The organism is Saccharothrix sp. NPDC042600 (assembly GCF_040647305.1).
Lineage (GTDB): Bacteria > Actinomycetota > Actinomycetes > Mycobacteriales > Pseudonocardiaceae > Actinosynnema > Actinosynnema mutabilis.
Map to the genome: position 1 here is coordinate 1 of NZ_JBEZBW010000031.1, position 26,796 is coordinate 26,796.

Sequence of the window (26,796 nt, forward strand, 5' to 3'; positions counted from 1 at the left end):
GTTCCTCGCGAAACTTTTTCAGGCCGACCCCGGCGATCTGTGGTTGGGCTGCGCCCAGGCCGTACGGAGGGAGACCGAGGCCCTTCCCGTGGGCTCTGCAGCTCGGCGTCGCGCCTTCGGCGCGGTCCGCGGAGCGGTTGCGGTGTGGTGCTGCCCGATGCGGGTGTGATGCGCCGCACCAGGCACAATTGGGGGGTTGCCGGCACGTTCGAGTGAGGAGACCCCGGTGGGACACGGTGAGCTGCGTGGCGTGGTAGCCCTCGACGGGCCGTCCGGCACCGGCAAGTCCTCCGCCGCGCGCCGACTCGCGGCCACCCTGCGCGCCCGCTACCTGGACACCGGGGCGATGTACCGGGCGATCACGCTGGCCGTGCTGCGCGCGGGCGTCGAGCCGACCGACACCGAGCGGGTGGTCGAGGTCGCTCGGGCGGCGAAGTTGACGCAGACCTCCGACCCCGACGCCTCGCGCACCCTGCTCGACGGGCAGGACGTCGGGGCCGAGATCCGCGGGCCCGAGGTCACGCTGGCCGTGTCGCCGGTGTCCGCCGTCGCCGAGGTGCGCGAGCTGCTGGTCGAGCACCAGCGGGCGATCATCGCGGACGCCCTCGCGACCGCCGGCGGCATCGTGGTCGAGGGCCGGGACATCGGGACCGTCGTCGCGCCGCGGGCCGAGCTGAAGGTCTACCTGACCGCGGACGCCCGGGCGCGTGCCCAGCGGCGGACCAAGCAGGACACCGCGTCCGGGCGCGCGGCGACCGTGGACGCCGTGCTGGCCGACGTGCGGCGGCGGGACGCCTACGACTCGTCGCGCTCGGTGTCGCCGTTGCGGCCGGCCGAGGACGCGGTCGAGCTGGACACCACCCCGCTGGACCTCCCTGGCGTCGTCGCCGCCCTGCTCGACCTGGTCGAACAGCGCGGGCTGCGGGTCGTGGCGGTGGGTGGGTGAGCGGGGCGCTCCCCGAAGACGGTTGGCCGTGGCTGACCGACTTCGGCCGGTGGATCGCGCGTCGGCCGTTCGCGGCGGCGTTCCGGGTGCGGGTGTCCGGGCGGGACCGGTTCCCGCGGCGCGGCCCGGTGGTGGTCGTCGCGAACCACAGCTCGATGGTGGACGGGCCTATCCTGTTCGGCGTAGTGCCCCGTCGTGTGGTCTTCTTGATCAAGCAGGAGATGTTCCGCGGCGTCGCCGGGTGGGGTCTGCGCCGGATCGGCCAGCTGGCCGTCCGCCGCGGCGAACCCGACCGCGCGCCGCTGCTCGCGGCCCAGAAGGTCCTGCGCGAAGGCGGTGTCATCGGGGTGTTCCCCGAGGGCACGCGCGGCGCGGGCGACGTGGCGCAGGCGCAGCAGGGCGCGGCGTGGCTGGCGCGGACGACCGGTGCGGTGGTCGTGCCGGTCGCGACGCGGGGCACCCTGCGCCCACCCGGAACCGGGCGAAGGTTCCGACCGGTGGTGGACGTGCTGGTGGGTGAGCCGTTCGAGCTGCCTTCCGACAAGGGTCGGCAGGCGCTGGAGAAGGCCACCGAGCAGGTCCGCGACCGCTTGGCCACGCTGGTGGCCGAGCTGGACAGCAGGCGGAGTGGAGAATCGCGATGACGGACTTGGACGGCACGTGGGCGGACGAGTCCGAGTGGACCGCGTTCGACGACGAGTCGGTCGACGGTGAGGAGGGCGGCGGCGTCCCGCAGCCCGTGCTCGCCGTGGTCGGCCGCCCGAACGTGGGCAAGTCGACGCTGGTCAACCGGATCATCGGCCGCCGCGAGGCGGTCGTGCAGGACGTGCCGGGCGTGACCCGCGACCGCGTGGCGTACGACGCGCTGTGGAGCGGCCGGAAGTTCACCGTGGTGGACACCGGCGGCTGGGAGCCCGACGCGACCGGCATGTACGCCTCGGTCGCCGCGCAGGCGGAGCTGGCCATGGCGACCGCCGACGCGATCCTGTTCGTGGTGGACGCGACCGTCGGCGCGACGACCACCGACGAGGCCGCGGTGCGCGTGCTGCGCAAGTCCAAGCGGCCCGTGCTGCTGGTGGCCAACAAGGTCGACGACGAGCGCGTGATGGGCGACGTGGCGGCGCTGTGGTCGCTGGGGCTGGGCGAGCCGATCCCGGTGTCCGGCCTGCACGGGCGCGGGTCCGGCGACATGCTCGACAAGATCCTGGAGGCCCTGCCCGAGACGCCGCGCGACACGTTCGCCTCCGGCGCGGGCGGTCCCCGCCGGGTCGCGCTGGTCGGCCGGCCGAACGTCGGCAAGTCGTCCCTGCTCAACCGCCTGACCGGCGAGGAGCGGTCGGTGGTCGACTCGGTCGCGGGCACCACCGTGGACCCGGTCGACTCGCTGGTCGAGCTGGACGACGAGGTGTGGCGGTTCGTCGACACGGCGGGTCTGCGCAAGCGGGTGAACTTCGCCTCCGGCGCCGAGTACTACGCGTCGCTGCGCACCAAGGCGGCCATCGAGTCCGCCGAGGTGGCGATCGTGCTGCTGGACGCGTCCGAGCCGATCAGCGAGCAGGACCTGCGGGTGCTGACGATGGTCGTGGAGTCGGGGCGCGCGTGCGTGCTGGCGTTCAACAAGTGGGACCTGGTCGACGAGGACCGGCGGCACGCGATGGTGCGCGAGCTGGAACGCGGCCTGGTCCGGGTGCCGTGGGCGGAGCGGATCAACATCTCCGCGCTGACCGGCCGGGCCGTGCGCAAGCTCGCGCCCGCCCTGCGCACCGCGTTGAACTCGTGGGACACCCGGGTGCCCACCGGACGGTTGAACTCGTGGCTGAGCGACCTGATCGCGGCCACCCCGCCGCCGGTGCGCGGCGGCAAGCAGCCCAAGGTGCTCTTCGCCACCCAGGCGGGCACCCGGCCGCCGACGTTCGTGCTGTTCACCACCGGCTTCCTGGAGGCCGGGTACCGGCGGTTCATCGAGCGCAAGCTGCGCGAGGAGTTCGGCTTCGAGGGCAGCCCGGTCCGGATCTCCGTGCGGGTGCGGGAGAAGAAGCCGCGGAAGTGATCGGTTGCCCCGGCATGCGGAATGCGGTTGCCTGACGACGTGCCGGTGCGATTGGTCCTCGCGGACGACGAGCCGCTGCTGCGGCGGGGTCTGCGGGTGCTGCTGGAGGCGGACGGTCGGGTCGAGGTCGTCGGTGAGGCGGCGGACGGGTCGGGTCTCCTCGACGCCGTGCGCCGACATCGGCCCGACGTGGCGCTGGTCGACGTCCAGATGCCGGGCATGGACGGCCTGTCCGCGCTGAGGGCGTTGCTGGCCTGGTCGAACCCGCCCGCGGTGGCCGTGCTGACCACGTTCGACCTGGACGACTACGTCACGACGGCCCTGGACCTGGGCGCCCAGGGCTTCCTGCTCAAGGACGCCGAACCCGACACCCTGATCCGCGCGGTCGTGGACCTGGCCTCCGGCGGAGCCGTCCTGGACCCGCGCATCACGGCCCGCCTGCTCCCGAAACTCCGCGGCGCGGGCAGGCTGCGCGACAACCCGCACCTCAACGCCCTGAGCGCCCGCGAACGGCAGGTGTTGGCCCTGATCGCCAACGGCCAGTCCAACAACACCATCGCCGGCGAGCTGGGCCTGAGCGAGGCCACGGTCAAGAGCTACGTCTCCACGGTCCTCACCAAGCTGGGGGTGGAGAACCGCGTCCAGGCGGCCCTGGTCGCACACCAGGTGGGTGGCACATGGTGACTGTGCTCGTAGAGCTGGCGGCAGTGCTCATCCCGGCCGCCATGGTCCTGCTGGCCGACCAGATCCCGTACACCTGGTCGATCCCGACGGCCCTGGCCGCGTGCGCCGCCCTGCCCCTACGCCGCCGCTGGCCCCTGGTCGCCGTCTTCCTCTGCCTCCCGGCCTTGCTGGGCGGGCTGGGCTGGCCTCCCACGGTCGTGGCCCTGTACCGAGTGGGCCGAACCTCGCCCCTGCGCTTCATGGCCGTGGCCGTGACCCTGACCACGGTCCTACCGGCCACCCTGGTCGTAGCCACCCAGTCCTTGACCGTCGGCGGCATCCTCCTGACCTACTCCTTCACCCTCTTCATGTCCGGCGCCCCAGCCGCCTTGGGCGCTCTGATCAAGACCCGCGAAGACCTGACAGCGAGCCTGCAGGCGACCAGGGATGCCCGAGCAGCAGAACTGGAGGCCCGCGAACAGTCGGCCAGGGCGTCCGAACGCGCCCGGATCGCCCGTGAGATCCACGACGCGGTAGGCCACCACGCCACCCTCATCGCGGTCGAATCAGCCGCTCTGGCTGCGACAACGACCGACGAGAACACTCGCGAGACAGCGACCCGCCTGCGCTCCCTGGCCAAGGAGTCCCTGTCCGAGATGCGCACAGCCCTGGGCCTGCTCAACACGGACCCGTCCCCGACCTACGCCTCCATCCCGGCGTTGGTGGAACGGGCACGGGCAGCCGGCCTGACCATCCGCCTGGAAGACCGCTCGACGGCCCCGATCCCCCCGTCGATCAGCCGAGCAGCGTTCCGAGTGATCCAAGAGGCCCTGACCAACGTCACGAAGCACGCCCCGGGCGCCCCCGTCCAAGTCCGCCTGGCCGACAAGGACAACACCCTGACGATCAAGGTCACCAACGGCCACCCCACCACCCGCCCGCCGACAACCTCCACCGGCGGCAAGGGCCTGGTAGGCCTGTCGGAACGAGTGAGCCTGGTAGGCGGCACCCTGACCACCACCCCGCGCGAGGACGGCAGCTTCGACCTGACCGCCACCCTCCCGCTGTCCCGTCCGTCGAAAGTTGACACAGATGACTCGACTTTCGGCGGTAGTGCACGAAACCCGGCAAACGCATAGTTGAGCACGCGTCGATCCGGGGGAGCAGGGTCAGACCGAGGGGAAACGCAGAGGTCCGCCCACCCGCGGACCTCTGCAACCCCCTCCCAGATCCACAACCGGGGGGCCGCTGTCGGGGGCCCGTTGTGGGTGCGCTAAGCTATCCGCGCACCCCACAACGGGGAGCACACGGCCGGGACGTGGCGCAGTTTGGTAGCGCACTTGACTGGGGGTCAAGGGGTCGCAGGTTCAAATCCTGTCGTCCCGACGGTCTGAAGGAGCCCGCTGGCTCTGGGTATAAGCCCAGGTCGGCGGGCTCTTTCATGTTGCGGCGTGGATCTTGACTTGGTCACGGAACGGTAACTTTGCGATCTTGGTGAACGCTGTTTAGGAGCGAAATCAGGAGCGAGTCGCTCCAAATCTTTGACCAGGACCAAATGGGGTCGTCCCGAACGGGTGAACCTGCCCAACTGTCCCGAAGAATCACCCGTTGGCGTGAACCGCCCTCAAGCTGCGCCGAACGTCCGTAGCTGGCCCCAACCTGCCGGTGCGTCCCCCGACCCGTCCGAACCGACGTGTCTGGGCCCGGACTGCTAGTGACCGCGCTATGGCAGGTGAATGCAATCGACCGCTGGCCGGTATCCCGGACGAGATCCGTCGACGTCGCCACTCGTCGCCGGTCAGGCGGGATGCGTGCGGTGATGCTGTGCGATCTTGCCGGCGCGGGCTCGGTGCTTGGCCCGTAGTCGGGGGCTCGGGTGTCGGCAGTGGCGTCCGGTGTCGGCCGCCGAGGGTCGGTCGATGGTGGGGCAGGGCGACTTGAGTCGGTGCCAACGCACCTCGGGCGATGTCGCCGCCGGAGGCGCGTCGCACCAACTGCACGTTCCAGCGTGTCGGCGGCGAGCGGCCGCGTCCGCCCGCTGGCAGACATCCGCTAGCGATCCAGATGGACCGGACGGCTCGGCCGTCCGGAGGGCGCGCAGGATTATGTCCGGCATGCACCCGGAATACGATCATGGCCATCTGGTACAGTTTATCGTGATGGCGGTCACCAAGATCAAGTGGGGCTGGGATGAACGACGTGGGCGTGTCCGGTGAGCTGATCGCTCTCGCCCGCGAGGCGAAGGGCTGGAAGCAGCGTGACCTGGCCGAACGCGTCGACGTGTCCCAGGGTTTCGTGTCCAAGGTCGAGCGAGGCCAATTGGCACTCGACGAAGTCAAGTTGACCGAGTTCGCCGACGCGCTGGACGTGCCCGCAGCCCTGCTCCTTGGAGACCACGACCTACCCGGTCTCGCGCTGACGTGCCTGCACCATCGCCGGCGGGCGAGTCGAATCCCCGCCGTTTCGGCGAAGCGGATCGAGGGTCTGACGCAGCTCGTGGGCCTGTCCGTCCGACGCCTGTCCGCCGGGACGGCCGCGCCGACGATGCTGTCCCTGCAACGACACCCCGTGGACTCCGGGTCGACGCCCTCGGAGGCAGCCATGAAGTTGCGAGCTGACTGGGGCGTGCCACCCGGGCCCGTGGACAACGTGGTCGACCTGCTCGAACGCGCCGGCATCGCGGTCGTGCCGCGCCACTTGGGCACCGATGCCCAGGACGCAGTCAGCATGTGGCCGCCGGGGACCGACCCACTGGTGCTGCTCAACACCGGGTTGCCGCCGGACCGAGCGCGATTCACGTTGGTCCACGAACTCGGTCACCTCGTCCTGCACGAGTTCCCGGACGACGGGCAGGAGGAGCAGGCCAACGAGTTCGCCGCGGCGTTCCTGATGCCGGCCGAAGACATCCGACCGGAACTCGACGGCCTCACGGTGCGGCAGTTCCCCCGCCTGGCGAAGCTTAAGGCGCGTTGGAAGGTGTCGATGGGCGCGCTCATCCAACGCGCGCACCAATTGGCTGTCATCAGCCCGTCGCAGTACAAGTCCTTCCGCATCCGGCTCAACCAGTACGGGTGGTCCAAACGCGAGCCGGGGGACATCCCGGCGGAGGTGCCCCGGCTCCTGCGCAGTCGGATCGAACACCACCTCGACCTGGGGCGGACCGCCCAGCAGCTCGCCGACCTCGCGCTGATGCGGCCAGAGCCGTTCGCCCGGCACTACCTCACCACCTCAGCCCAGCCGCCTCCCGCGGCCACCGGAACCAGCGAGGTCCCATGACCGCGATCAGCGAGACCGAACTCGAACACCACCTGCGGCACGCCCTGCTGCTGCACACCGATGCCCAGGACTGCGAACTGGCCGTGGAAAGCTCGAACCGGGACGGCGGCGGGCTCGTGCTCAACGGCAAGGGTGGCCTGGTCGCCGCCGAGCGCATCCTCGGTTCCGATCTCGGGTTCCGCAGGCCCATCCTCGTTGACGCGTCCGCCTACGCGGGACGGCGACGACGCTTCGCATCGGACCCGTTCGACCGCGACTGGATGCGCCACCAGCGCAGGCTCGGATTGCCGGCCGTCCTACCCGACGCCGGGTACGTGGCCGAGGACGACGAGGACGGTCTGCTCAGCGTGCTGTACCGGGTGCACGAGGAACCGCAGGGCACCGTGGCGCTGCTCGCGCTGCACCACAGCTGGACCGACCCCAAGCACGGCCAGCCGACGCTCAAGCAGCACGCCCTGGCGGCGGGGGTGCCGCTCGCGCTTGTGCTCGAACACCCCAAGGACCCGATGCAGGTGCGCCGGTCCGTGCACGGCCTCGTCGATCTCCTGGACGCCGCACCGTCCACGATGCTGCTGCGCAGCGACGCCTCGGCCGTCGGATCGCTGTGCTACGGCGCCATCGCTGCGGCGGTGGGTACCCGGACCGGATTGCGTCACCTCTACCCGCTGGGACGGCGTGGTGGCAGGAAGGCGAGCATCGCGGTGTTCGTCCGCAGCACGATGTCCTACATCACCCTCGCGAAGCTGGACCGGGCCTATCAGATGGACCCGGACAACGACCTCTGGCGGTGCGGATGCGACGTCTGCGCCGACGCCGACCTGAGCTGGGTCGGCTCGTCCCCCGACCCTTGGCAGTCGGCCTACCTGCACTCGGTCGAGGTGCTCCACCAGATCCGGCGGGACCTGTTCGACAACAACCTGACGCCACAGCAGCGGCGGCAGGCGTGGATCGCCCAGTGTGACTCGGCGATCTTCCGGCACGACGAACTCAGCGAACTGACCGACTGGGAACCGCCCGCCTACCTCGGCAACTGGGACTCGCTGCGCGCCCGCGAGGCCACCGCTTAAGCCGGCACAGGCCGCTCGGAGCCGTCTACAGCCAGGTAGCGCTCATACACCACTTCCTCCACCCAACGCGACACCACGGTGGGACGCGAGGTCGACACCGGCCCCACACGGCCAGGGCTGAGCAGTCGCACGACCCTGTCCGGCATCAGCCACACCACGCCGACACCGCGGAATTGCGCCGTGAGCAGGACCTTTTCGCCAGGCGGCTGGGCACCGCCCCGCACGACCGCGGTCGAGCCGAACCCGCCGAACCCCGCAGCCGTCTTGATCGCGCGCATCCAGTCCCGACCGTCCGCGACGACACCGACGACCCGAACCGCTGGGCGCGGAGTCGTCGACCAGTTCTCCGGCCAGGACCACATCGCGACGGCCGTCCGGTCGGTGACCGGACCCCATCCGTCCGCTTTCCGCTGCGCGTGGACCTCCGCGTCGACGGACGCCACCACCGTCACCCGCTCGCCGAACAGTTCCACGTCCGGTAGCACGGTGCCCGCCCAGCCGAGAGCACCGAGAGCTTCCTGCCATTCGTGCGGGTTCGACTGCCCGTGGCGGACGTGCAGATCGCGGCCCGAGGGTGTCACGTCGTCCCGCTCCCTCGCCGATCGCGTGCTTCCGAGTACCGCTGCTGCACCCGCCGGGCGGGCACGATACGCACCTCCGGTTCGGGCCCGGTAACGGCCTCGAAGAACACCTGGTCTCCCGGTGACAGGCCGAGCAGGCGCATCAAGGGCACCGGGATGGCCACCTGGTTGACCGCCGACACGCTCCGGGGTCCGATCAACGCGGGCAACAGGTCCATAGTTCGACCATACGCGACATTAAAAGTTTTACAAGCCGAACTCGTCGGGGTGGCGTTGGCTGCGATTCGGCGCCTAGCGGGCAGGCGACGACACCTCTCCTGTGAGGTGTCCTTCGCGGCAACGGAGGCGCCGTCGAGCCGGCCAGCTCCACGGTTGGTGCCGGCCGTGGGAGGGCCGTGGTCGGACACGGTGGATCTTGTAGGGCTGCGCGGTCACCAGGGTGTGCGGGCTAGGATCAGTTCCCCGAGTTCGTCGCGGCGACCGGGCCGCAGGACGTGGACCACACACACGTGCGGCATGAGGAGTACCTGCGTTCGTTGGCGGACGCCACACCACCGACGACCTCCCGGTCATCACGTGCGTGCTCGAGGATCCGGACCAGGTGATGGCGGTGTCCGCGGTCGTGCGGCACCCGGGCCTGGGGTACAGGGCCTGTGGTCACCCCGGTCGGTTGGCGCTCTCGGCGCGGCCGGCGGCGTGGTTCTCGTGTGAGTGTTGACGGGGTGGTAAATGATCAGCACCCTGGTTCGAGGCGAAGGCAGACTCCGACTGTCGCGTACATATATGCCAACACGAGGACCCGTGCCACTCGAGCGTGGCGAGGCTCGAGATGCGAATTCTTCGTTATCCGCGCCTGCGTCGTCGTTTTGTGCGACGAGAGAGATTGACTCTGGGCATCCTGACGCGGCGGCGATGGGACTTCGGTACCGAGGCGACAGTCGGCACGCCAATGGCGAGGTCGACTCGTAGGAGACCGGCCCGGGTCCCAATCACGAGGCAGGTGCCGGGCCCGAAACGGATCGCGGTGACTTCGGCTCGGACATCGATTAGCGCCAGTTGGCGCGCAGCGGCGAAATCCCAGACGCGCACAGTCTGGTCGCCACCGCCGCTGGCCACGATTGTGCGCCCGTCGATACGTCCGAACTCGATTACACTTGGGGGCAGCGCATGCCCTCTCATGGGTTCACCAAGAGGCTCTCCCGTACGTGCGTCATAGCCTCGCAGATTCATCCCGCCAGTGATGATGATCGGCCGGTCGCCGTCCCATCCCGTTCCAGCGCCTGCCACGCGGAGTTCGCCCGGAGCCGACCAAACCTCGGTGCCCAAATCTGCATCGTAAGCAGTTAGGCGATCCTTATGACATGCGAAGACCAGCGGACGGCCGTCCACTGCCAACGCTGCTGCCGCGTAGCAATGCGGAATGGGAAATTCGCTCGTAGACCGGTTTGTGCTATACCTGACAACCAGGTCGTCGAAAATCGAGACTGCCCCGAAGTCGCCTTCGACCACGAGCAGGTGGTGCGATCTTGTCCACCACACCCGTCCGCCGATTTGGTGTCTCCACAAAGTGGATCCGCTGTCCAGATCTTCAATGACGACGTCGCTGCCGCCGTAGCTAGATTCTTCGCGTACTACCAAAGGGGAGTATGCGTCATCAAGTCCGCCGGCGATTATGGTGTCTATGAGGATGCCCTTAGTGCTCCAGGATTTCTCTGTCGTGCCGCTTCCCAGGCGATGAAGAAAGACGGCCTGGCGACTGGACGTACGCCGGGCGACGACGACACGGCCGGGTTCGGCCTGTGACATCGCTATCCCCACCACCATGTCCACTTGCTGCGCCGCAAGTGCATCCCATTCGCCGAGTTCGAACATCTGCACCCGGAGGGCGTCTGCGGCTGCCAACCAGGTCGTACCGGCGACAGCAAATCCGGTAAGATCGCGGGCAGGGGTATCGATGTAGCCGCGTTGTCGGCCGTCCTCCAAACCCCACAAAGCGATGCCATTGCTGGTGCGCACGGCCACAAGCGCATCGTCAGCGTGCCGAACGAAGACGCCTGGCGGACGCGGGCGCCCAAGCCCGTAGTCTTTCACCAGAGTCTCGGGGACCGACCATGGTTCCGAGGAGATAAAACCCCAGTGGCTCCGATCCCTGGCGATAACGAGTGTCGGTTTCCCGTCATTTTCGCTCACACAGATGCCCCAAACGTCCGCGTGATTGCGATGGTCGACTACTTTGCCGTCGAGGGTGAGCAACACTGCGCGGAACTTCGTCGAATGACCGAGTGGGTCGGGCACTCGAGTGACAGCCACCAGCAGTGCTGGATACCCCTGCCAGGTCATAAATGCGAGCAGGTGGTTCGTTTCTGCCTGAAATGCGACCCAGCTTATCCGCTGTTTCGTCAGACGTTGACCGGTGCTCAGATTCCATATCGCCACGTGCTTTCCCGCAGAGTATGCTGCCACAGGTTCGCCATCGACGAACGTGGCCGCCAAGCCTCCGGGTTGAGTGAACCCCGTCCTGATTGGCGGGCCGGTCAACGTGCCGAAAGTCGGATGCCAGCCGACCATTATCGCGTCCGTGTCGACGCTGACGATCAGTCCGTGTTCGTCCAGCGTGGTCAGGTTCAGCACTGCCGAACGGTGTACGTTGGACAACTGGTGGAGACGCCTCCCGCTGTGGAATTCCCAGACGTGCACGCCGCCCGCAGCGTCGCCGGTCACGACGCAGAGAATCCCGTTCAACCGCACGTGGCCGACCGCGGTCACTTCGTGCTCGTGCAGCCCGATGGGTCTGACCCCGGAGTCCTGCCCGATATCGGCCCAGAGCGTGCGCCAGGGCAGTCCGGGCATGCCCCACAATGACCGCGCCAGGGCTTTCGCCCGCATCGCACGTGCGGACAACAGCAACGCCGCAGCCCGATCCTCGACAGTGCGAGTGGAGTCCTCGAGCAGATGAGCGCAGTGGACGTATGCGGCACCGGCCGCCACCGCCTCTTTCCTCCGCAACGTCGCCAATCCCCGCCGCAGCGCTGCCTGTTGGGCGATCAGCAGGAAGCCGGGATCCACCATCAGCTCGTCCAACCGGCTGCAGGCGGCGGCGTGCGTTGCGAGATGGGCCTGGATGTACGGATCGGCGGCCTGCCAGTCGCGGCCTGGCACGAGGCCGAGCAACGCATCTACTATGCGACTCTGGGCGTGACGCGACTCGGTGCGTCTCAACTCATCGGCGTAGGACTCGTGGTAGAGCCGGTACACCGATCGGTCCTGGGCATTCTTCACCTCGACGATGTGCCGATCGGATCTGGTCAACAGCCACTCGATGTCCTGAGAGCCGACGGCTTGGCCGGCTAGCGCCGCTGCCATCGCCGGCCACACCTGTCCCCACGGCACGCCCTCTCCCTCCGCGAAGGCCAGTGGCATCAGCAGCATCCGTGCCCACGACTCCTCGTCGCCGAACTGCCGCGCCAACGCCCAGCGGAATGCTGGTCCTGCCACCCGAGTTTCGTCGGGACCCGGTGCGGGCAGCTCGCGTTGCCAGCCGGGCAGAGCCGAGATCACTTCGCCTTGCTTGGCCAGTGCCTGCGCGATCACTCGGGCGAGCAGATAGTTCGGATGCGAGATACCTGCGATGTCTTCGGCGATGGGCGCAGCGGTGGTTTCGTCGTAGGCACTGGAACTGCCAGGGCCGTGTGGCGCGAGCAGGAGCATCCGGGCGTACTCGGCCAGATCCTCACGGGCCACCCACCGCGGCTCGTCCAGATCCAGGACCCGGAAACCCGGTCCGCACGCATCAACCACATGGGGGCGAGCACCGACCAGAAGCCGGACGCCCGGAACGTTCGCGAGTGGCTTGAGCAAAAGCGTGGCGATCCGCTCCGGTTCGGCTGTGTCGACAGAACCAGCTTCGTCCAACGCGTCGACCAAGACCACCAACGGCTCCTGGCGCCCGCGCAGCGCGGCGATCAACTGATCGACTGAGGTCACCGAGACACCTGCTGCCGCGCCGATCCCGGCGACAACGTCCGCAAGGGTCTTATGGCGGACATGGATGGCCACATCCACCGCCCCTACACCCGGGTCGGTGCCGGTCGGCACCGACCCCTCCGACAACCCGGCACGTGTCTCCGCGTCCGCAAGCGCCGCTAATCTGCCCAATACGGCGGACTTCCCAGCACCCGCCTTACCGGTGACCACAACTGATTCCTGGCCCGACCTGTCGCGCAGCCACCCCGCAAGCTCTCGCAGCACTGCCACTCGACCCACAAAGTAGTTGCCTACGTCCTTGCGAGTATCATTGCCGCGGCCACGCGGTCCGAAGTGGTCGGCCAACTCCCTACGACGCTGCCGCCACTGCACCTCCTGCTCCGCGAGGTCGACGCCTTCCGGAGGAAGCCACTCGGGATGCCGGGGGTTGGGCAGAAAGCCGAAGCCCGATCCGCCCGCTAGTACCGATAACGTCGCGTGTTGCAGCACCCCGTCACGTTCGAACTGGCGATTGACGTGGTTGACCACGTCTTCGAGGCGTAGATATGGCTGTCGTCGATCACCGAACTCGCGTTTACGCAACGCCGATCGGAAGGCACGGGCGAACACTCCCTGTTCGGCGGTTTCACGCGTCCTCGCCGCCGCGACGACTGCGAAGTCCACCGGGTCGCGTCGCTCGTTGTCGGCCCGCGGCATCAACTCCGCTCTGAGCAGCTCAGCCATCCGGCGCACGCTCTCGACCGTGCCCGCCGCGGCATAACAAGTGTCTACGATGATAAGCAGCCTGCGCACCCCATGCGAAGTCAAGATCATCGCGATGTCCTCGGTGCGCAGTGCGGTGTCCATCAGCCCGCTGGACTCACTGTCCGCGCACAGGAGGAAGTGGCCGAAACCGTCCCGCTCCCCGTGACCGGTGTAGTAGACCACCAGCGCATCCTCCGACGGGCTCACCTCACGCGCCCAGGACCCCAGTGCGCGTCGCAACACATCGGTGTCCGGGTCGAGCAAACGGAGTGCGGGCGCGTATCCCAACTCGGTGAACGCGGCACCGATCTGCTCCAGGTCCTCCGGAACCGACGGCAACTCCTCGGCATCGAGGTAGTGCCGCGTTCCGGCGGTGATCAGGTACCGCCGCACCACTTCACTCGACCAGACCGGCGGCTACCGCCGCCCCCGTCTCGACTGCGGTGAGATGCGCAGCCAGCGCATGTGCCCGCCAGCCGTTGTCCACTCGCCGATCCACCACCTCACCGAACAGCGGTGCCAGGTCTTTGACCAACGCCACTACGTCTCCACAATCGCAAATGTTGGTCCATCGCCGGCCGGAGCCGGGCCAATGCCCCCGGCCGGCCGTCGGCGAAGGATCGAGACGGTCGAACACCAGGTTTCGGATGCCCAGCGGCGAGCCGAGGGTGACAAACGCACGAACCCGCCACTCCGGGTGAGCGCATAACGCCTCGTAGGCCACCACCGACCCCAGCGAGTGCCCAACCAGCACGACGGTGTCGGCATCGACCGCATCGACGACACGGGACCGGACGAACTGCCTCGTCGACGACTCGGTCAGGTAGCGCTTGACCTGACGCAGCACACCGATCAGGAACCGGTCACCTACGCCCGCGAAGAACCTGGACCGGCTCAATGCGTCGAGCGCGCGTTGCACGGTTACCGGCGTCGACACCTTGAGACCCGCTGTTCCAGGGGAAGGCACCCGGTGCGGCTCGGTCTCAGCCGCTGCCTGCCACCACTGGACCAGCAACTCTTCCTCGAACGAGTCGAGGTCTTCCGCAGTCAGCAGTGGCTCTCCCTTTCCACCCGACGGGCGGAACCAATCGCCGTAGAATGCGACGGCGACGTCATCCTCGGTCAGATCGCCCGGACCACCCGCCAACCGCACACCGTCCACCAAGGCCGGGGCAACCAGGCCATGCATGGAACGAGGCCCCAGGTACTGGCGGCCGATACCGTGTACCACCACAACACGAGCCATGCATCCTCCTGTCGCAACACAAGCCCGATACATGAACATGTCGCGTGTGCGAGATCGACGTTACCAGCCGCAAGTGTCATTGTTGGGAAACATCCGAATGACTGGGTTGCCGACTGACATCCTCGGGCTCTGCGACACCCGGACGAGGCTCCACACTTCGGTTGGAATTTCTTCATCCACCGATGGATCCCGGACATCGTTCGAGGCACAGCGACATCCGCTCATGCTGCTGATCGAGCACGAGGACGAACGTCCGCTTCTGCCGATGAGCGGATGTTCCCGGCGGGGATCGGCACCCCTGTCACCCGGATCACCGATCAACGGCGGCGTGCGCGATCCAACCACTTTCACCGCCGACCGGGCTATCGACGACACCGCCTGGCTCATCGACCCCCGCAAGACCGATCCCGATCCCGACGCCGCAGACGTCCCCGCCGAGGTCGACGTGCAGACCAACGACGAGCTAGCCCTGTTCGAGGTGGAACCGTGAAGCTGACCGTCCTGGAAGAACCCTCGCTGGAGTTCAGCGGCGGTGCACGCCACACCGACCCACGTCACGGCATCGCCGACTACGGGCCCGCCGACGCCACCAACACCGCCGTGCGCACCATCCGCGTCGGCATCGTCGGTACACCCGCCGCCATTCAGGGCCTACGACGCTGGCTGGACGGCTGCCGCCAGCCCATCGCCGCCAAAGATAGCCGGCTCGGACGGTTGTTTGTAACGTTCCCCGGCTTCGACACCAGTGCCGGATTCCGCTCGACCCTCGTGTAAGACTCCCGCCTGGAGCGACCAATCCGCGAACGCGACCTCAAGCGGTTGACCGACCTGACACCGCAGGCAGCGGTCAAGGCCGCAGTGGAGCTCTACGCCGCCGAACTCGACGTCCTCGACGAAGAGCCCGGCTGCGACGTCGTACTCATTGCCCGGCCCGAGCAGCTTCCCGAACGCCCCGCGCCCGAGACCGACCCCGACGCACCCTGGAAGAAGGCTCCGCCGGCCGAACCGGTCGACGACTTCCGCGCCGTGCTCAAGGCCGTGGCCATGCGCTACAGCCGCCCCATCCAGATCATCCGCCGCACCACCTGGGACCCCACCTTCACTCCGCCGGGCGGCGACAAGCCCCGCCTGCAAGACGAAGCCACCCGGGCGTGGAACCTGCACACCGCCCTCTACTACAAAGCCGGCGGCGTGCCCTGGCGCCTACCGCGCGAGGCCACCGACCTGGACAGCTGCTACGTGGGGGTCACCTTCTACCGCAGCGGCGACCACACCACCCTCGAGACCAGCGTCGCCCAGGTGTTCAACCAACGCGGCGACGGAGTCATCGTCCGAGGATCCCCGGCCAAGGTCTCCCGACACGACAAACAACCCCACCTCACCGAGAGAGACGCCCACGCCCTGCTGACGGACGCCCTCGGTCGCTACCGCAAAGAACACCGTCACCTTCCCGCGCGGGTCGTGCTGCACAAGACCTCCTCCTACACCACGGAAGAAATCGCTGGCTTCCGCGCTGCCGCCGACGAGGCCGACATCGACACCGTCGAGCTGCTCTGGTTCCCCGCCCACGACCCTGTGCGGTTGTTTCGTCCCGCCGCACACCCGCCTCTACGCGGCACCCTGTTCAGCCTCGACGCCCACCAACACGTCCTCTACACCCGCGGCAGCGTCCCCTTCTACGGCACCTACCCGGCATGTACATCCCCACACCGCTGCCCTTCCGCATGATCGAGACCGAGTCCAGCCCCGAACACATCGCCGAGGAACTGCTCGCGCTGACGAAGATGAACTGGAACCAGACCCAGCTCGACGGCCGGCAACCCATCACCCTGCGCACCGCCGACCGGGTCGGGCAGATCCTGCGCCACCTCAGCCCACAGGATCGCCCGCAAGGGCGCTACGCCTTCTACATGTGAGGATGAGTCGAAGTTTTCGCCGAGGTGACCTGACTTCGATCGTGGCCGCCGTCGGTGCGGCGGCGTTGGCACTGCTGCACCTCGGCACGCGATTCGCCCCCAGCCCGCTGGCCCTGGCCGCGATTGGGCTGCTGACCGGGTTCACCGGACTGCTGTCCGCCGGGCCTCTCCCCACGGAAGGGCGGCCGTGTTGTGGTGGGCGCCGTCGGGGTTGGTGGTGGTGCCGAGGATGTGGATGTAGCGGGTGGCGACCTCCATCGCGAAGAAGACGTAGATCCGTTTGAGGGTGATGGCGCAGTCGACGTGGAAGAAGTCGCAGGTCAACATGCTCGCCGCCTGCGCGTGCAGGAATTGTTGCCATGAGGTGTCGGTGTCGGCTGGGGCGCGGGTGGGACTCGCAGGTGCTGGAGCACACGGCGAACCGTTGAGGCGGCTACTCGGTGTCCGAGCTTGAGCAGCTCACTCTGGATCCGGCGGTAACCCCACGCGGCGTTGTCCCGGGCCATTCGCTCGATCAACGCCTCGGTGGTGTCGTCGACCGGCGGTCGTCCGATCCGGTTCGGGTTGGTCCACTTCTCCGCGACCAGGCGCCGGTGCCAGCGTAGGAGGGTGCCCGGTGTCACCAACCGGTGCTCGCGCGACGACCGGGGAGTCGGCGAGCCAGCGCGGCGAGCACAGCTCGATCGGCCCGCTCCAACCGTGGGCGAGGGTTGGTCCGGCGCAGCACTGCGACCTCGTGCCGCAGTACCAGCAACTCCACGTCCTTGGCTGCGGAGGACCGGCCGAGCAGAACCGGCCAGTCACCGAGTCGGACAAAGATCAGGTACAGCAGTCGTAACGCCACACCCCACGATCATGCCCTGGAGGTCCGGCGTGCGCGATCGCCGCAGTTCAGCATCCCAGTGCGGAGTTCTGACACCCCCCGCGCCTGTGGACATCAAGTTTTTGGCTACTTATCCCCGGTAGCCTGCAGAGCGGCTGTGCCAGCTACGCATGTACCGAGCCGCAGGTGCGATCGATTCGCTTGGCAGGCGCCGACGAGCTGTCACGCTGAGTTCGTTTTCGCTGATCAGGTGGCTCTGCAGCCCCGGCACTGGTGGTTCGCGTTCCTGGCTAGCGAGCTCTGATGCATCAGCAGTGGCGATGGCGATCTCGCCGGCTAGGCGTGCGGCTGCCACCGGATCCATCATCGTCTGATCGCGCTCTCCATGGCACGTGCCTCGCCGCAAGCCAGCACCCGTAGGACGGACGCTAACCGACGTCTCGCCGCAAAAGATGATCATGCGAGTAGTTGCTCGGAAGGTGACATCATTGCTCTACCAGCGACGATGCCTCGCCGTGCGGCAAGCCGGGCAGCTCGGTGAGGTTGATCAGCCTGACAAGCCGCAAGATCAAAGAAAAAAGGGAGGTAGTGGCCGGTTGCCCAGCGAGTACCTCCCTCAAGCTTTGACCAAGTCTACCCGCTAGAGTGCCTCAGTGCAAACAGCGGATCCAGCCTACGGTCAGCATGCACTCGCTCGCCTGACCGACTACTTCATGTCAGAGGGTATCCCCTGGTCAAGGCGCTTGTGGGACGTTGGCTCGATCCTTGCGCTGGAGGAGTTGTGTGAAGCAGGTGTCTGGCAGCCTCGGAAGGTCATCGCGCCTTCGGCGATGGACTGGCAACGTCATGAGCTGAAGCGGTTGGTTGGACCTGACCTCGGCATGGGTGATGGTGACCTGCGCCGCGAGCTCATCCAACTACTGTCAAGGTCTGACCTTGCAGAGCCTGGTCCAGGGCATCGTAGATTGCGTCAGATCACAGAGCATGCACGTGTTGGCTATCTTGATCGTTGGGTTGCAGCGCTACAGGCTGGCAAGGCAGTTAAGCCTGAGCGACTTGCGCGTACGCTGGCGTCACACCTCCTTGACCTCGGATACACTCCGACCTACCTGGCGACCAATTGGGTTAGGGTTCTGCGGTCTGAGAGGGCTGACGCCGTTGCTATCGCGGAAAGTGCCGCCGCAATAGCACGTGAATCTCCTAAGTACTTCGAAGTTCTACTCGCCCTCGATACCATCCCTAAGCGAGCGGATGCGGAATCGTCTCCTGGGTGGATGCATAAAGCCGAGGTTAACGACTGGCTCAGAAGTAACGGGCATGCCGATGAGGCAGGGGTCCGCTCCGGGGGTGCGTTTGTATATTCTGTTGAAGCTCGCGATCCTTACAGTGCAGCCGAGAAGGTTAGGCGAATTTATGAGCGTCTGGTAGCTCGTTCTCTCTTCATCCGGAAAGATCGTGGTGGTCTCAAAGCTTTGCCCTATCTATGGGTTGCCGACCATTCTGAGGTCCTTCCGTTGGAAGGAAAAGCGCGTAGCGCTGACGTGCTGGCGTTGTCACATATGGGCCACTTGTATACTGTTAGCGGCGAGCCCAGTACTATCGATGACGCATTGGAGTTGGCAGCGCCTGTCAACCAGGCTGCGCCTGGTCCTGCTGTTGCGGGAGCCTGGGCGGCGGTAGAGTCGCTGCTTACGAACCCCGGTGATCCAGTCTCAGATGACGAGCGGAGCGGGAAGGCGGTCGCAGCGGATCGTCTGGCTGCAATTGTGGCATGTTCTTGGCCGCGCGCAGAACTGACCACCCTGATCCACCGCCATAAGCCAACTTTACCTGATGCGCTGGTTCGTGCGAGAGAAGGTCTGCCGACAAACCGCGAGCGTGCCCGTGCGATTCTGGAAGAAATCAAAGCGAACGGCGTGGGGAACCTTCGCTTCGTTGGGGCCACTCGGTACAGCGATATGGCCGCAGCCGAGCGGATGCGAGACTGTATTGCTGAGCCGAAGCGTGTGATTGGTGAAGTCACTAAGGCGATACAAATTGCCCTTCGTCGACTGTACCGAGCGCGCAATCTTGTCTTGCATGGAGGTTCGACCTCTAGTGTCGTGCTGGATGCAGCTTTGCGAACTGCGGCGCCGCTTGTTGGCGCTGGACTCGATCGCATTGCCCATCACTTTTATGAGTCGCAGATGTCACCCCTGGATTTAGCTGCTCGAGCCGAGTTGTCTGCGTCTTTGGTCGACGGAGACAGTGGCCTGTCGCTGGTCGACCTATTGCAGCGGCCAGGAGTGTAGAAGCCTACTCAAGGGTTGAGTTGGTCTTCTTTTCGGGGACGCTCACGCGGTACTCCTACGCAAGGCGTCTCGGTCTTCCCGCGGTGCCGGTGCCGCATCCCAACGCCTTCCGCAGCTGCGTCGAGGATGGTCGGCGGACAGTTGGCCAGCGGCGATCATCCAGCGGGCGCGGTCTACCAGTAGGGCCACTCGGTCGCCGGTGGTCGCGCTGTGCCGCTGCGGTGCCAGGCGCGTTTTGCCCGTACTCAGGGCTGGTGGAGGTGGGAGTAGGGCCTACCGGTAGGCCGTGGTCGAGGTCGGCGAATGCCGTCCAGATGATCGGCAACACTGCCACGGCGCCGACCGCGACCAGCGGGCCGATGGCGTGGGCGAGGAGTTGCATCGAGTCGAACCGCGTCCACGGCAACGACACCCACGGCAGGTACGGCCACACGTTGAGCGTCAGCGTCACCGCCAATGCGCCGTACTCGACCACCGTCAGGTGTGGGTGGTGCAGCACCCGGCCGCGGGTCGCCAGGAAGGCCCGGGCGCCGACCACCACCAGCAGCACCGTCGAGATCACCGGCTCCACTGCCCAGGCGCCCCACCACCCGGCGGTGCGTTCGACCATGCCTCGGGTGAGCGTGTGGTGAATTCCGGTGGTGGACCATGCCAGTGCCCCGACCAGTGCTGTCAGCGCCGCGGTGGTGAGCACCAGGCGTACCCGCGATGCCTGCCAGGCCCGTGCGGCCGGGTCCTGGGCCAGGGCGTGCAGGCGGGCGGCTTCGGCTGCGCGCTTGCGGCTGCGCGCTTGCGGCTGCGCCGGACCCGGTCGGTGTCCACCAGCAGCGGCGCGGCGTCGGCCTGCGATTCCAGAAGGACGTGGGCCTCGTCGACCTCGGCACGGAGGTCGCGGACCCGCTTGGTGGCCGGTGCGACAGCGGGTGGAGCCGGGTCGGCTGCGGCCGGGGCGTGGTCGGCGACGTACTTCTCCAACCTCCAACGCCACCCCACCCTGCTCACCGGCTTCCTCCCCGAAACCGGCCTCACACCCATCCAACCCGTAACCCCAACAAACAAAGCTCAGTAAGCTGTTACAGCGGAATATGGGCCTTGCGGCGGAGATCATTAACCGCACGAACCATCGTAAGGGCGTTTCGTGCGATGTTTAGCACGAGAACCGCGCCAGCAAGTGCACAGAGTTGTGCAAGGAGGCGAAAGATCGGGCCATAGTGTATAGATGCGGTACTTATTGCACCCAGTAGGCTGGTAAGAATTCCCACAATAGCGCCGACGTATGTAGTACGCAGAACCGACGTTAGGAGAAAGGAGTAAAATGATCGAACATTCGAGTTGAGTTGCGCGGCTTCTGTGATTATTTGAGATTTCTGATCTGCGCGTTTGATTGCTAGTTTGCTGCTTCCTCGTGCGAGGAGACTTGCGAGATATGGGGTTGCAATGTTGACGGCCAAGCCGATTGGCACGGAGAGGGATAGGCCAAGCCAGAAATCGGGAGACATGAGACCTCCTCCTGTTTAGCTATGCAAGTTGAATCGTTCCGTAAGGACTGATCGTTACATGATCTGCTCTCTCGCTGCATCAGCCTCGTGTCCTTCGAAGGGCTGTCCCGTGCAGAGAGCGGATAACGTTTGCTAGGGCGCCGTATCGAGAAGAGGCAACAAGCGCGCTGCCGTATAGAACCCACCTTGGGAGGGAGGTGGGGCAAAACATGCGGAAGGCACCATTACGTGGAGCGGCTGATCTGCGGCCTGGTGGACGATTGAACCAGCGTCTGCCTTACCCCGTCGCCGGACGGCGGTCAAGATCGAACTGATCGTCGATCTTACATGTTATCGTGATCAAGTTGAGGGAGGTCACTCGATGTCCGATAATAGTCCGTAGCCTAGCGACTCACTATCTCGAAACTTACTCACATCGGATATGCAATGGAAAACTCCCTCCAGCGCCTTGAAAATGCCGTAGTAGAGAACTTGAAGCCCTGGCTAGCGAAGGGCATTGCCCGTTATAGATCGTCTTTTTACGATTTTGCCTATGGTGACTCCGATGTAAAACTTCAACTGGCATGGAACCCGCAAGAGGTCGGTATCAAGTTTCTTGCGATACCTCCTACGGTGCGGCCCGAACTCGATTTGGATGACGCAGGATCACTCGACGTGATTCGCGAGCGTATCGTTTCCGTTGTCAGGTCGGCGATTGAAAATCAAGTCATTGTGAGGTCTGATGCGGCAGACTTGTTGCACAAATACGACGCGGGCAGCGTATTTTTCGAAATTGACCGTAGTGGTGGATTGAAAGTGTGTGAACGACCTCGTTCCATGCGAATGTGATCCACTCGGCCTGGCATTTGAGAGGTTTGGGAAATCGGGGCGCGCTTGTGGGGTGTCAAAAGTCAGCTACAGGGGTCAGACCTGCGGTTAAGCGACTGTGTGTTCGTACTTATTGATTAGGCCGCCGAGGGCTGGTCGGCGATGTATCGACGTGCAGCTGGGCTCTACCTCTGGCCTGTCCGGTCGTGTTGGTGCGAGCTGGCGTGCTTGGTGTGGTCTGCGGTGGTTGTAGTGGGTCGCGAAGCGGTCCAGCACTGTCCGGAGGTGGTGTTCGTTGAGGATGGGCAGTCGGTCGGTGGCTTCGCGTCGGAGGGTGCCGACGAATCGTTCGGCGTGGGCGTTGGCTCGTGGGCATCGTGGTGGGATCTTCGCGACGTGGGTGCCGGTGGCGGAGAAGGCCGCGTCGAACGAGGTGGTGAACTGGCCTGCCCTGTCGCGGATGAGGAATCGGAAGTCGTCTACCGGGTCTCCGAGGTCCATCAGTAGGTTTGGAGTAGGTGCGGTTGGTTCCAGATGAGGGTGCGGTCGAGGAGTTCGTGGCGGCAGCTGTGGATCCAGCGTTCCATGATCGCGTTCATGCGCGGTATCCGGACACAGGTGAGGCCGACCTGGATACCGGCGTCGGCGAGGACGGCGTCGAACAGGGCGGGGAACTTTCCATCCCGGTCGCGGATCAGGAACCGCGCGGAACTACCCGCCTCTTCAAGATCCATGACGAGGTTCCTGGCGGCTTGGGTGACCCAGGAGGCGGTGGGGTGCGCGGTGGCGTCGAGGACGCGGATGCGGCGGCTGGCGTGCTCTATCACCGCGAGCACGTAAAGGCGGGTGCCGCTCAGGGTGGTGGTCTCGAAGAAGTCGCAGGCCGGGATCGGGTCGGCTTGGGAGCGGAGGAAGGCCGACCAGGGCGTGGAGACGCGTTCTGGTGCCGGGTCGACCCCGGCGTCCTGGAGGATCTGCCAGACGGTGGAGGCGGCGACTGTGATGCCGAGTACGAGGAGTTCGCCGTGGATGCGGCGGTAGCCCCGGGTGGGATTCTCGCGCGTTAGGCGTAGTACCAAGAGTCGGATCGAGCGGATGGTCCGTGGTCGGCCGGGCCGCTTGGGGCGGGATCTGGCTGCGTGGCGGCGGGCGGGGAGGTCGCGGTGCCACCGCAGGACTGTCTCCGGGCGTACCAGTAGCCGGAGTCGACGAAGCGCTTGCGCCGGGAGTCGGTGCAGCAGTGCCGCGAGGAAGGCCCGGTCGGCGGGGGAGAACCGTGGTCGGGTGTCTCCGAGTTGGCGTTGTAGGACCATGATCTGGTGGCGCAGCGCCAGGATCTCCGTGTCCTTGTCCCGGTCGCTCAGGGGCAGCAGGCGCAGCAACGCGAACGTGTTGGTCACGCCGAGGTAGGCCAGTCGGAGCAGCACAGCCGATCATCATGCCGTGCTGGCCGACACCACGGCGGATGGCAACCGTGACCCTGAGCCCCTCGATGCCCTGGGTGCCGCGCGTCCTCTACCTGCATGGATGAGGTTATCGGCAGGCACAACGCCGGCCGCCACGCGTTGACGAAGTCGGGAAACCGGAACCGGGTGGATCGAGTCAGCACCGCCGGTCCCGCGGCCCGCACCTCACGCATCTGCAGCAAGAACCACAACGTTGGAAACAGTTCTGCGAAACCTCGGCTGACACGGTCGGTCTCGAACGCGATGAGCATTGCCATAGCGGGCGTCCACCGCCTGCACTTCAAGTCCTCGGCGCTAACACCGAACCGGTCGAGATCCTCCAACGGCAGGTACAGGCGCCCGTCGTCCAGATCTTCGGCAAGATCACAGAGGATGTCCGCGAACTGTGGATCCTCGACGATGCCGTGCTTCTCGGCGGGGATGGCTCGGCGAAGGTCCGAGTCGTGCCACTGATCGCGATGGTCGCCGAGCGCAGCGGGGTGCGGCTGCTCGATGACGTTGCGGATCGCCGTTCGAGTCGGCAACCGAGACCTCGCCACCAACGCCGGTGGCCCCTTGCAAGGATGGTGGCCATGGCGAGCTTCCACAAGCGGTACGTGTCCGGTGATCCCGACGACGTATGGCGCGATCTGCGCGGTCTTGGCCTACGGGTCTTCGACGCCCCGTACCGCGAGGACGCCGAGGCGGTGGCGCGCGAGTTCGCCGACCGTGCCCGCAGGAACGTCGAGACGCTCGTTGAGCGGCTGCAGGCGCGGGGCTTCCGTGCGCGGGAGAACGACGACGAGGGGACGCCGTGTCGCGCCCACGTTCCCCCGTCGCCGGGCGCGTCCGCGCTGGCCGACTGGCTGGAGGTGACGTTCGCGCCGTTCCCGATGACGATCAGCGCGTGGATCCGACAGGTGGGCGACGTGTGGCTCGTCGGGGATCTGCCCGAGTGGCCGACCAGCGTGCTCGCGGACCCGTTGGTGGTGCGGCTCGAGTGGGCCGAGCGGGGCGGCTCGCGCTCCTACTACGAGGCCGAGTACGCCGCGTACCTCAAGGACACCGCACGCCGGGACGCCGGCATCCCGTTCCAGCTCGACTACGCGCCCGACGAGCTCCACAAGGCGAACATCAGCGGCGACGCCCCCTACGGCATCGACCTGCCCGCCCCCGGAATCGACGGGAAGGTGGGGCCCGCGATCTGGTTCGTCGACGATCTCAACGCTGCGTTCGCGGCCGGCGGCTTTCCCGGTGCACTGTGGGACGAGGGCTACCAGGAGCCGCCCGCCGGATTGCGTGAGTCGCTCGCCGCGGGGCTGCTGCGACTCTGAGGCCGCCGGACGGCTGACCGGTCAGACCCAGCCGACTCATTCGGTCAGTGCGTGAAACAGCCCCACCTGCAGCATCACCGCAGGTGCACGCGACGGGGGCCTCACGGCGCGGCATGAGCCAACTCAGGCCACACATCACCTGACGATCGCCCGTGCAGGGCGCGCTCAGGTTCGCCCAACTCGGCTGCTACTGGCCTTCGTCAGCCTCGTCACGCTCGCGCTCGACGGCGCCGCCCCGATCGTCAACGGCCAACTCGGCAAGCACAGCGATCCCGAACCGAGCGCCCCGATCCCAGGCCTCCGACAGCACCACTGGCACGTTCGGCAGCGCGTCCGGCACGAGCCCGCGCCAGACCGTGTAGCCCGCGTAGTCGGATCGGGGTAGTCCGGGAACTCGTAGGCCGCCACCCCGCCCGCTCCAGCGCACGCGCCGCCGTCAACCCGCCGATCCCGGCGCCGACCACCACTGCGGTCAGGCCCATGACTTCGCTGCGGGCGTTGACCGAGGCCGCCGGTACCAACATCGCGTCGGTGAGCTACCACTTCCGGTCGAAGGAAGGGCTGTTGCGCGGTGGTCGACGAGACCATGCGCGCCGTCAACGACGATCGCCGTACCCGGCTGGACCAGCTGCCCGACACCGAGCGTCGCGGGCGTCGACACGGTGGAGCTGTACCTGGTGGTGTTCAACTCCCACGACGGCAGCGCCGCGTTCCGGGTCAGCCTGGTGCCGTTCCGGGTGGCGTGCGCCAACCAGCTCCCGATGGTGATCCGCGACCAGGTCGCGTCGGTGGCCATCCGCCACACCCGCAACGCCACGATCAACGTCGCCGAGATCAGGTCGAAGCTACGGCTGATGTACGGCTACGCCGAGGCCTTCGAACAACAGGCCCAGCGGAAGATCGAGGCCGAGCTGTCCACCGACGAAATCCGCGAGTTCGTCGAGACCGTGTGGCCGGTCAACGACGCCACCGCCCCGCCCCGCACCCGGTTGAACGCCGACCGTCGCCGCCACCAGCTGATGCGGCTGTGGACCGACGCCGGCACCCAGCACAACATCCGCGGCACCCGCTGGGCCGGGTTGCAGGCCATCACCGAGTACCTGGACCACTACGAGCCCTCCCGCGACGCCCATCCCGTACATCTGCTCCTACGGGATGGGCGCGGAATCCACCGCCGGCATCCACCGCATGCTCACCGACCCGAGCGCACTGCAGGATGCCCAGGGCGGCCGCTGTCGTGTCCTGGGCCTGGATGGCGAAGACCCGCCGGACCACCGCCTCCGCTGTGGCCTCCTGACCCCGCCCGCCAGAGCTTGTGCGCTTGCTCGCGACATGCGTACGCGTTCCTGGTCAAGCATGGCTGTGCAGGCTCGGCAGCTCAGGAGACGGCCGCGTCGAGAACGTCGGCGAGTTCGGCAGGGGCCGAGAGCATCGGCCAGTGTCCCGTGGGCATGTCGAAGCGCCGCCACGGCGGCTCGTTCAGGTAGGTCAGCATCGGAATCCCGGCGTCGAGCAGGCCCTTGAAGTCGTGGCAGGCGATCACGACACGGTCCACTCCGGGTCCAGGGGCGACAGCCTCGGCGAGGCGCTGGGTGTAGGTGCCGAACGGCTGAGGCGTGGCATGCGCGAGCAGTCGTTCCCGCTGGGCCTCGTCGAGCCCGTCGAGGCTGCTGGACACGCCGAGAACGTCGATCGGCGGCATCGCGAGCCGCCAGCCGTCCCCGAATGCGGTGACCTGCTCACGCAACTGGTCGGCGACTTGCGGCGGCATGAGGTCGAGCATGCACATCCCCTCCGCGAACGGGGCGCTGTCCACGTAGATCACGCGCCCGAGCCGGTCACCGAGACGTCCCGCGGCCACGGTGACCGGAGCGGCCGCGTAACTGTGTGCCACCAACGTGACGCCGCGCAGAGCCCGCCCCTCGACAAGATCGGTGATGTCGCGAACGTGGGTTTCCAGATCCGTCTGGGGACCGCCCAGCGCGGCGCGCTCGGCCAGGCCGGTCAGCGTCACCGCTATCGCGGTGTGGCCGCGCTCCTGCAGAGCGCGAGCGGTCTCGTCCCACGCCCACGCCCCGAGCCAGGCGCCTGGAACCAGTACGAACGTAGCCATGCGATCTCCCC

28 protein-coding genes, 1 tRNA gene and 1 pseudogene are annotated in these 26,796 nt (G+C 66.7%); 18 read left to right on the top strand and 12 right to left on the bottom strand.

Annotation, left to right across the window (positions count from 1 at the left end):
- Positions 1-226: 226 nt before the first annotated feature.
- The 8 genes from cmk to AB0A74_RS20145 all read left to right on the top strand — a co-directional run bounded on the left by cmk (position 227) and on the right by AB0A74_RS20145 (position 8,002).
- Complete coding sequence (gene cmk / locus AB0A74_RS20110; protein ID WP_358251407.1) at positions 227-946, top strand: (d)CMP kinase; 720 nt, start codon at positions 227-229, stop codon at positions 944-946.
- Positions 943-1,590: a lysophospholipid acyltransferase family protein gene (locus AB0A74_RS20115; protein WP_358251409.1), complete on the top strand. Its 648-nt coding sequence runs from the start codon at positions 943-945 to the stop codon at positions 1,588-1,590. The genes cmk and AB0A74_RS20115 overlap by 4 nt, the downstream gene beginning before the upstream one ends.
- Complete coding sequence (gene der, locus AB0A74_RS20120) at positions 1,587-2,996, top strand: ribosome biogenesis GTPase Der (protein ID WP_358251411.1); 1,410 nt, start codon at positions 1,587-1,589, stop codon at positions 2,994-2,996. Before AB0A74_RS20115 ends, der begins: the two co-directional genes overlap by 4 nt.
- A gap of 21 nt (positions 2,997-3,017) precedes the next feature.
- Positions 3,018-3,680 carry a response regulator transcription factor gene (locus AB0A74_RS20125; RefSeq protein ID WP_358251412.1) on the top strand — a complete coding sequence of 221 codons (663 nt, stop codon included), beginning with the start codon at positions 3,018-3,020 and terminating at the stop codon, positions 3,678-3,680.
- Positions 3,674-4,798 (top strand): histidine kinase, encoded by a 1,125-nt coding sequence (locus tag AB0A74_RS20130; protein ID WP_358251414.1) that lies wholly within the window; start codon positions 3,674-3,676, stop codon positions 4,796-4,798. The genes AB0A74_RS20125 and AB0A74_RS20130 overlap by 7 nt, the downstream gene beginning before the upstream one ends.
- A 173-nt stretch (positions 4,799-4,971) precedes the next feature.
- Positions 4,972-5,045: transfer RNA gene (locus tag AB0A74_RS20135), tRNA-Pro, on the top strand.
- Positions 5,046-5,849: 804 nt separating this feature from the next.
- Entirely contained in the window at positions 5,850-6,935 is a 1,086-nt protein-coding gene (locus tag AB0A74_RS20140; protein ID WP_358251416.1) for an XRE family transcriptional regulator, read from the top strand.
- A complete protein-coding gene (locus AB0A74_RS20145; RefSeq protein WP_358251418.1) occupies positions 6,932-8,002 on the top strand; it encodes a hypothetical protein in 1,071 nt (356 codons plus the stop codon). The genes AB0A74_RS20140 and AB0A74_RS20145 overlap by 4 nt, the downstream gene beginning before the upstream one ends.
- Here the strand turns inward: AB0A74_RS20145 and AB0A74_RS20150 are convergent.
- From AB0A74_RS20150 to AB0A74_RS20165, 4 genes are all read right to left on the bottom strand, one after another.
- Complete coding sequence (locus tag AB0A74_RS20150; protein ID WP_358251420.1) at positions 7,999-8,583, bottom strand: hypothetical protein; 585 nt, start codon at positions 8,581-8,583, stop codon at positions 7,999-8,001. The genes AB0A74_RS20145 and AB0A74_RS20150 overlap by 4 nt on opposite strands.
- The gene (locus tag AB0A74_RS20155) at positions 8,580-8,801 is read right to left on the bottom strand and encodes a hypothetical protein (protein ID WP_358251422.1); all 222 of its coding nucleotides are present in this window, start codon (positions 8,799-8,801) and stop codon (positions 8,580-8,582) included. Before AB0A74_RS20155 ends, AB0A74_RS20150 begins: the two co-directional genes overlap by 4 nt.
- Before the next feature lie 625 nt (positions 8,802-9,426).
- Positions 9,427-13,704 (bottom strand): caspase family protein, encoded by a 4,278-nt coding sequence (locus tag AB0A74_RS20160; RefSeq protein ID WP_358251424.1) that lies wholly within the window; start codon positions 13,702-13,704, stop codon positions 9,427-9,429.
- Between the two features lie 4 nt (positions 13,705-13,708).
- The gene (locus AB0A74_RS20165; protein ID WP_358251426.1) at positions 13,709-14,557 is read right to left on the bottom strand and encodes a hypothetical protein; all 849 of its coding nucleotides are present in this window, start codon (positions 14,555-14,557) and stop codon (positions 13,709-13,711) included.
- A 223-nt stretch (positions 14,558-14,780) separates the two neighbouring features.
- Here AB0A74_RS20165 and AB0A74_RS20170 point away from each other — a divergent pair, with 223 nt between their 5' ends.
- The 4 genes from AB0A74_RS20170 to AB0A74_RS20185 are packed head-to-tail and all read left to right on the top strand — an operon-like array spanning position 14,781 to position 16,473.
- Complete coding sequence (locus AB0A74_RS20170; protein ID WP_358251428.1) at positions 14,781-15,047, top strand: hypothetical protein; 267 nt, start codon at positions 14,781-14,783, stop codon at positions 15,045-15,047.
- Positions 15,044-15,331, top strand: a complete 288-nt coding sequence (locus AB0A74_RS20175; protein WP_358251430.1) for a hypothetical protein — start codon at positions 15,044-15,046, stop codon at positions 15,329-15,331. The genes AB0A74_RS20170 and AB0A74_RS20175 overlap by 4 nt, the downstream gene beginning before the upstream one ends.
- A 45-nt stretch (positions 15,332-15,376) precedes the next feature.
- A complete protein-coding gene (locus AB0A74_RS20180) occupies positions 15,377-16,285 on the top strand; it encodes a hypothetical protein (protein WP_358251432.1) in 909 nt (302 codons plus the stop codon).
- A complete protein-coding gene (locus AB0A74_RS20185; RefSeq protein ID WP_358251434.1) occupies positions 16,282-16,473 on the top strand; it encodes a hypothetical protein in 192 nt (63 codons plus the stop codon). The genes AB0A74_RS20180 and AB0A74_RS20185 overlap by 4 nt, the downstream gene beginning before the upstream one ends.
- Before the next feature lie 141 nt (positions 16,474-16,614).
- On the opposite strand, the gene AB0A74_RS20190 is transcribed toward AB0A74_RS20185, so the two are convergent.
- Together AB0A74_RS20190 and AB0A74_RS20195 are read right to left on the bottom strand one after the other, a co-directional pair.
- Positions 16,615-16,800, bottom strand: a complete 186-nt coding sequence (locus tag AB0A74_RS20190) for a hypothetical protein (RefSeq protein ID WP_358251436.1) — start codon at positions 16,798-16,800, stop codon at positions 16,615-16,617.
- On the bottom strand, positions 16,794-17,096 hold the full coding sequence (locus tag AB0A74_RS20195; RefSeq protein WP_358251438.1) for a helix-turn-helix domain-containing protein: 303 nt from the start codon (positions 17,094-17,096) through the stop codon (positions 16,794-16,796). Before AB0A74_RS20195 ends, AB0A74_RS20190 begins: the two co-directional genes overlap by 7 nt.
- An 853-nt stretch (positions 17,097-17,949) precedes the next feature.
- Here AB0A74_RS20195 and AB0A74_RS20200 point away from each other — a divergent pair.
- A complete protein-coding gene (locus AB0A74_RS20200; RefSeq protein WP_358251439.1) occupies positions 17,950-19,587 on the top strand; it encodes an integrase in 1,638 nt (545 codons plus the stop codon).
- A gap of 55 nt (positions 19,588-19,642) precedes the next feature.
- Here AB0A74_RS20200 and AB0A74_RS20205 read toward each other — a convergent pair whose 3' ends face one another.
- Positions 19,643-20,281 carry a hypothetical protein gene (locus tag AB0A74_RS20205; RefSeq protein WP_358251441.1) on the bottom strand — a complete coding sequence of 213 codons (639 nt, stop codon included), beginning with the start codon at positions 20,279-20,281 and terminating at the stop codon, positions 19,643-19,645.
- Positions 20,260-20,589, bottom strand: a complete 330-nt coding sequence (locus AB0A74_RS20210; RefSeq protein WP_358251442.1) for a hypothetical protein — start codon at positions 20,587-20,589, stop codon at positions 20,260-20,262. Before AB0A74_RS20210 ends, AB0A74_RS20205 begins: the two co-directional genes overlap by 22 nt.
- A gap of 923 nt (positions 20,590-21,512) precedes the next feature.
- On the opposite strand from AB0A74_RS20210, the gene AB0A74_RS20215 reads away from it, so the two are divergent.
- A complete protein-coding gene (locus AB0A74_RS20215; RefSeq protein WP_358251443.1) occupies positions 21,513-21,914 on the top strand; it encodes a hypothetical protein in 402 nt (133 codons plus the stop codon).
- 87 nt (positions 21,915-22,001) lie between these two features.
- Here AB0A74_RS20215 and AB0A74_RS20220 read toward each other — a convergent pair whose 3' ends face one another.
- On the bottom strand, positions 22,002-22,280 hold the full coding sequence (locus AB0A74_RS20220) for an integrase core domain-containing protein (RefSeq protein WP_358251506.1): 279 nt from the start codon (positions 22,278-22,280) through the stop codon (positions 22,002-22,004).
- Between AB0A74_RS20220 and AB0A74_RS20225 the strand changes: the two genes are divergently transcribed.
- Positions 22,179-22,400: a hypothetical protein gene (locus AB0A74_RS20225; RefSeq protein WP_358251513.1), complete on the top strand. Its 222-nt coding sequence runs from the start codon at positions 22,179-22,181 to the stop codon at positions 22,398-22,400. The two genes, AB0A74_RS20220 and AB0A74_RS20225, sit on opposite strands and share 102 nt — an antisense overlap.
- Here AB0A74_RS20225 and AB0A74_RS20230 read toward each other — a convergent pair.
- Both AB0A74_RS20230 and AB0A74_RS20235 read right to left on the bottom strand, forming a co-directional pair.
- A complete protein-coding gene (locus AB0A74_RS20230; RefSeq protein WP_358251444.1) occupies positions 22,394-23,320 on the bottom strand; it encodes an integrase in 927 nt (308 codons plus the stop codon). The genes AB0A74_RS20225 and AB0A74_RS20230 overlap by 7 nt on opposite strands.
- Positions 23,290-23,883: a squalene/phytoene synthase family protein gene (locus AB0A74_RS20235; RefSeq protein ID WP_358251445.1), complete on the bottom strand. Its 594-nt coding sequence runs from the start codon at positions 23,881-23,883 to the stop codon at positions 23,290-23,292. The genes AB0A74_RS20230 and AB0A74_RS20235 overlap by 31 nt, the downstream gene beginning before the upstream one ends.
- 48 nt (positions 23,884-23,931) lie before the next feature.
- Between AB0A74_RS20235 and AB0A74_RS20240 the strand changes: the two genes are divergently transcribed.
- The 3 genes and pseudogenes from AB0A74_RS20240 to AB0A74_RS20250 all read left to right on the top strand — a co-directional run bounded on the left by AB0A74_RS20240 (position 23,932) and on the right by AB0A74_RS20250 (position 26,159).
- Positions 23,932-24,672, top strand: coding sequence for a hypothetical protein (locus AB0A74_RS20240; protein WP_358251446.1), 741 nt, complete (start codon positions 23,932-23,934; stop codon positions 24,670-24,672).
- A 480-nt stretch (positions 24,673-25,152) separates the two neighbouring features.
- Positions 25,153-25,230, top strand: a pseudogene (locus tag AB0A74_RS20245) (TetR family transcriptional regulator); the annotation flags it as partial.
- A gap of 47 nt (positions 25,231-25,277) precedes the next feature.
- Complete coding sequence (locus AB0A74_RS20250) at positions 25,278-26,159, top strand: DUF932 domain-containing protein (protein ID WP_358251507.1); 882 nt, start codon at positions 25,278-25,280, stop codon at positions 26,157-26,159.
- Here AB0A74_RS20250 and AB0A74_RS20255 read toward each other — a convergent pair.
- Positions 26,051-26,785, bottom strand: coding sequence for an alpha/beta fold hydrolase (locus AB0A74_RS20255; protein WP_358251447.1), 735 nt, complete (start codon positions 26,783-26,785; stop codon positions 26,051-26,053). The genes AB0A74_RS20250 and AB0A74_RS20255 overlap by 109 nt on opposite strands.
- Between the last annotated feature and the right edge of the window lie 11 nt (positions 26,786-26,796).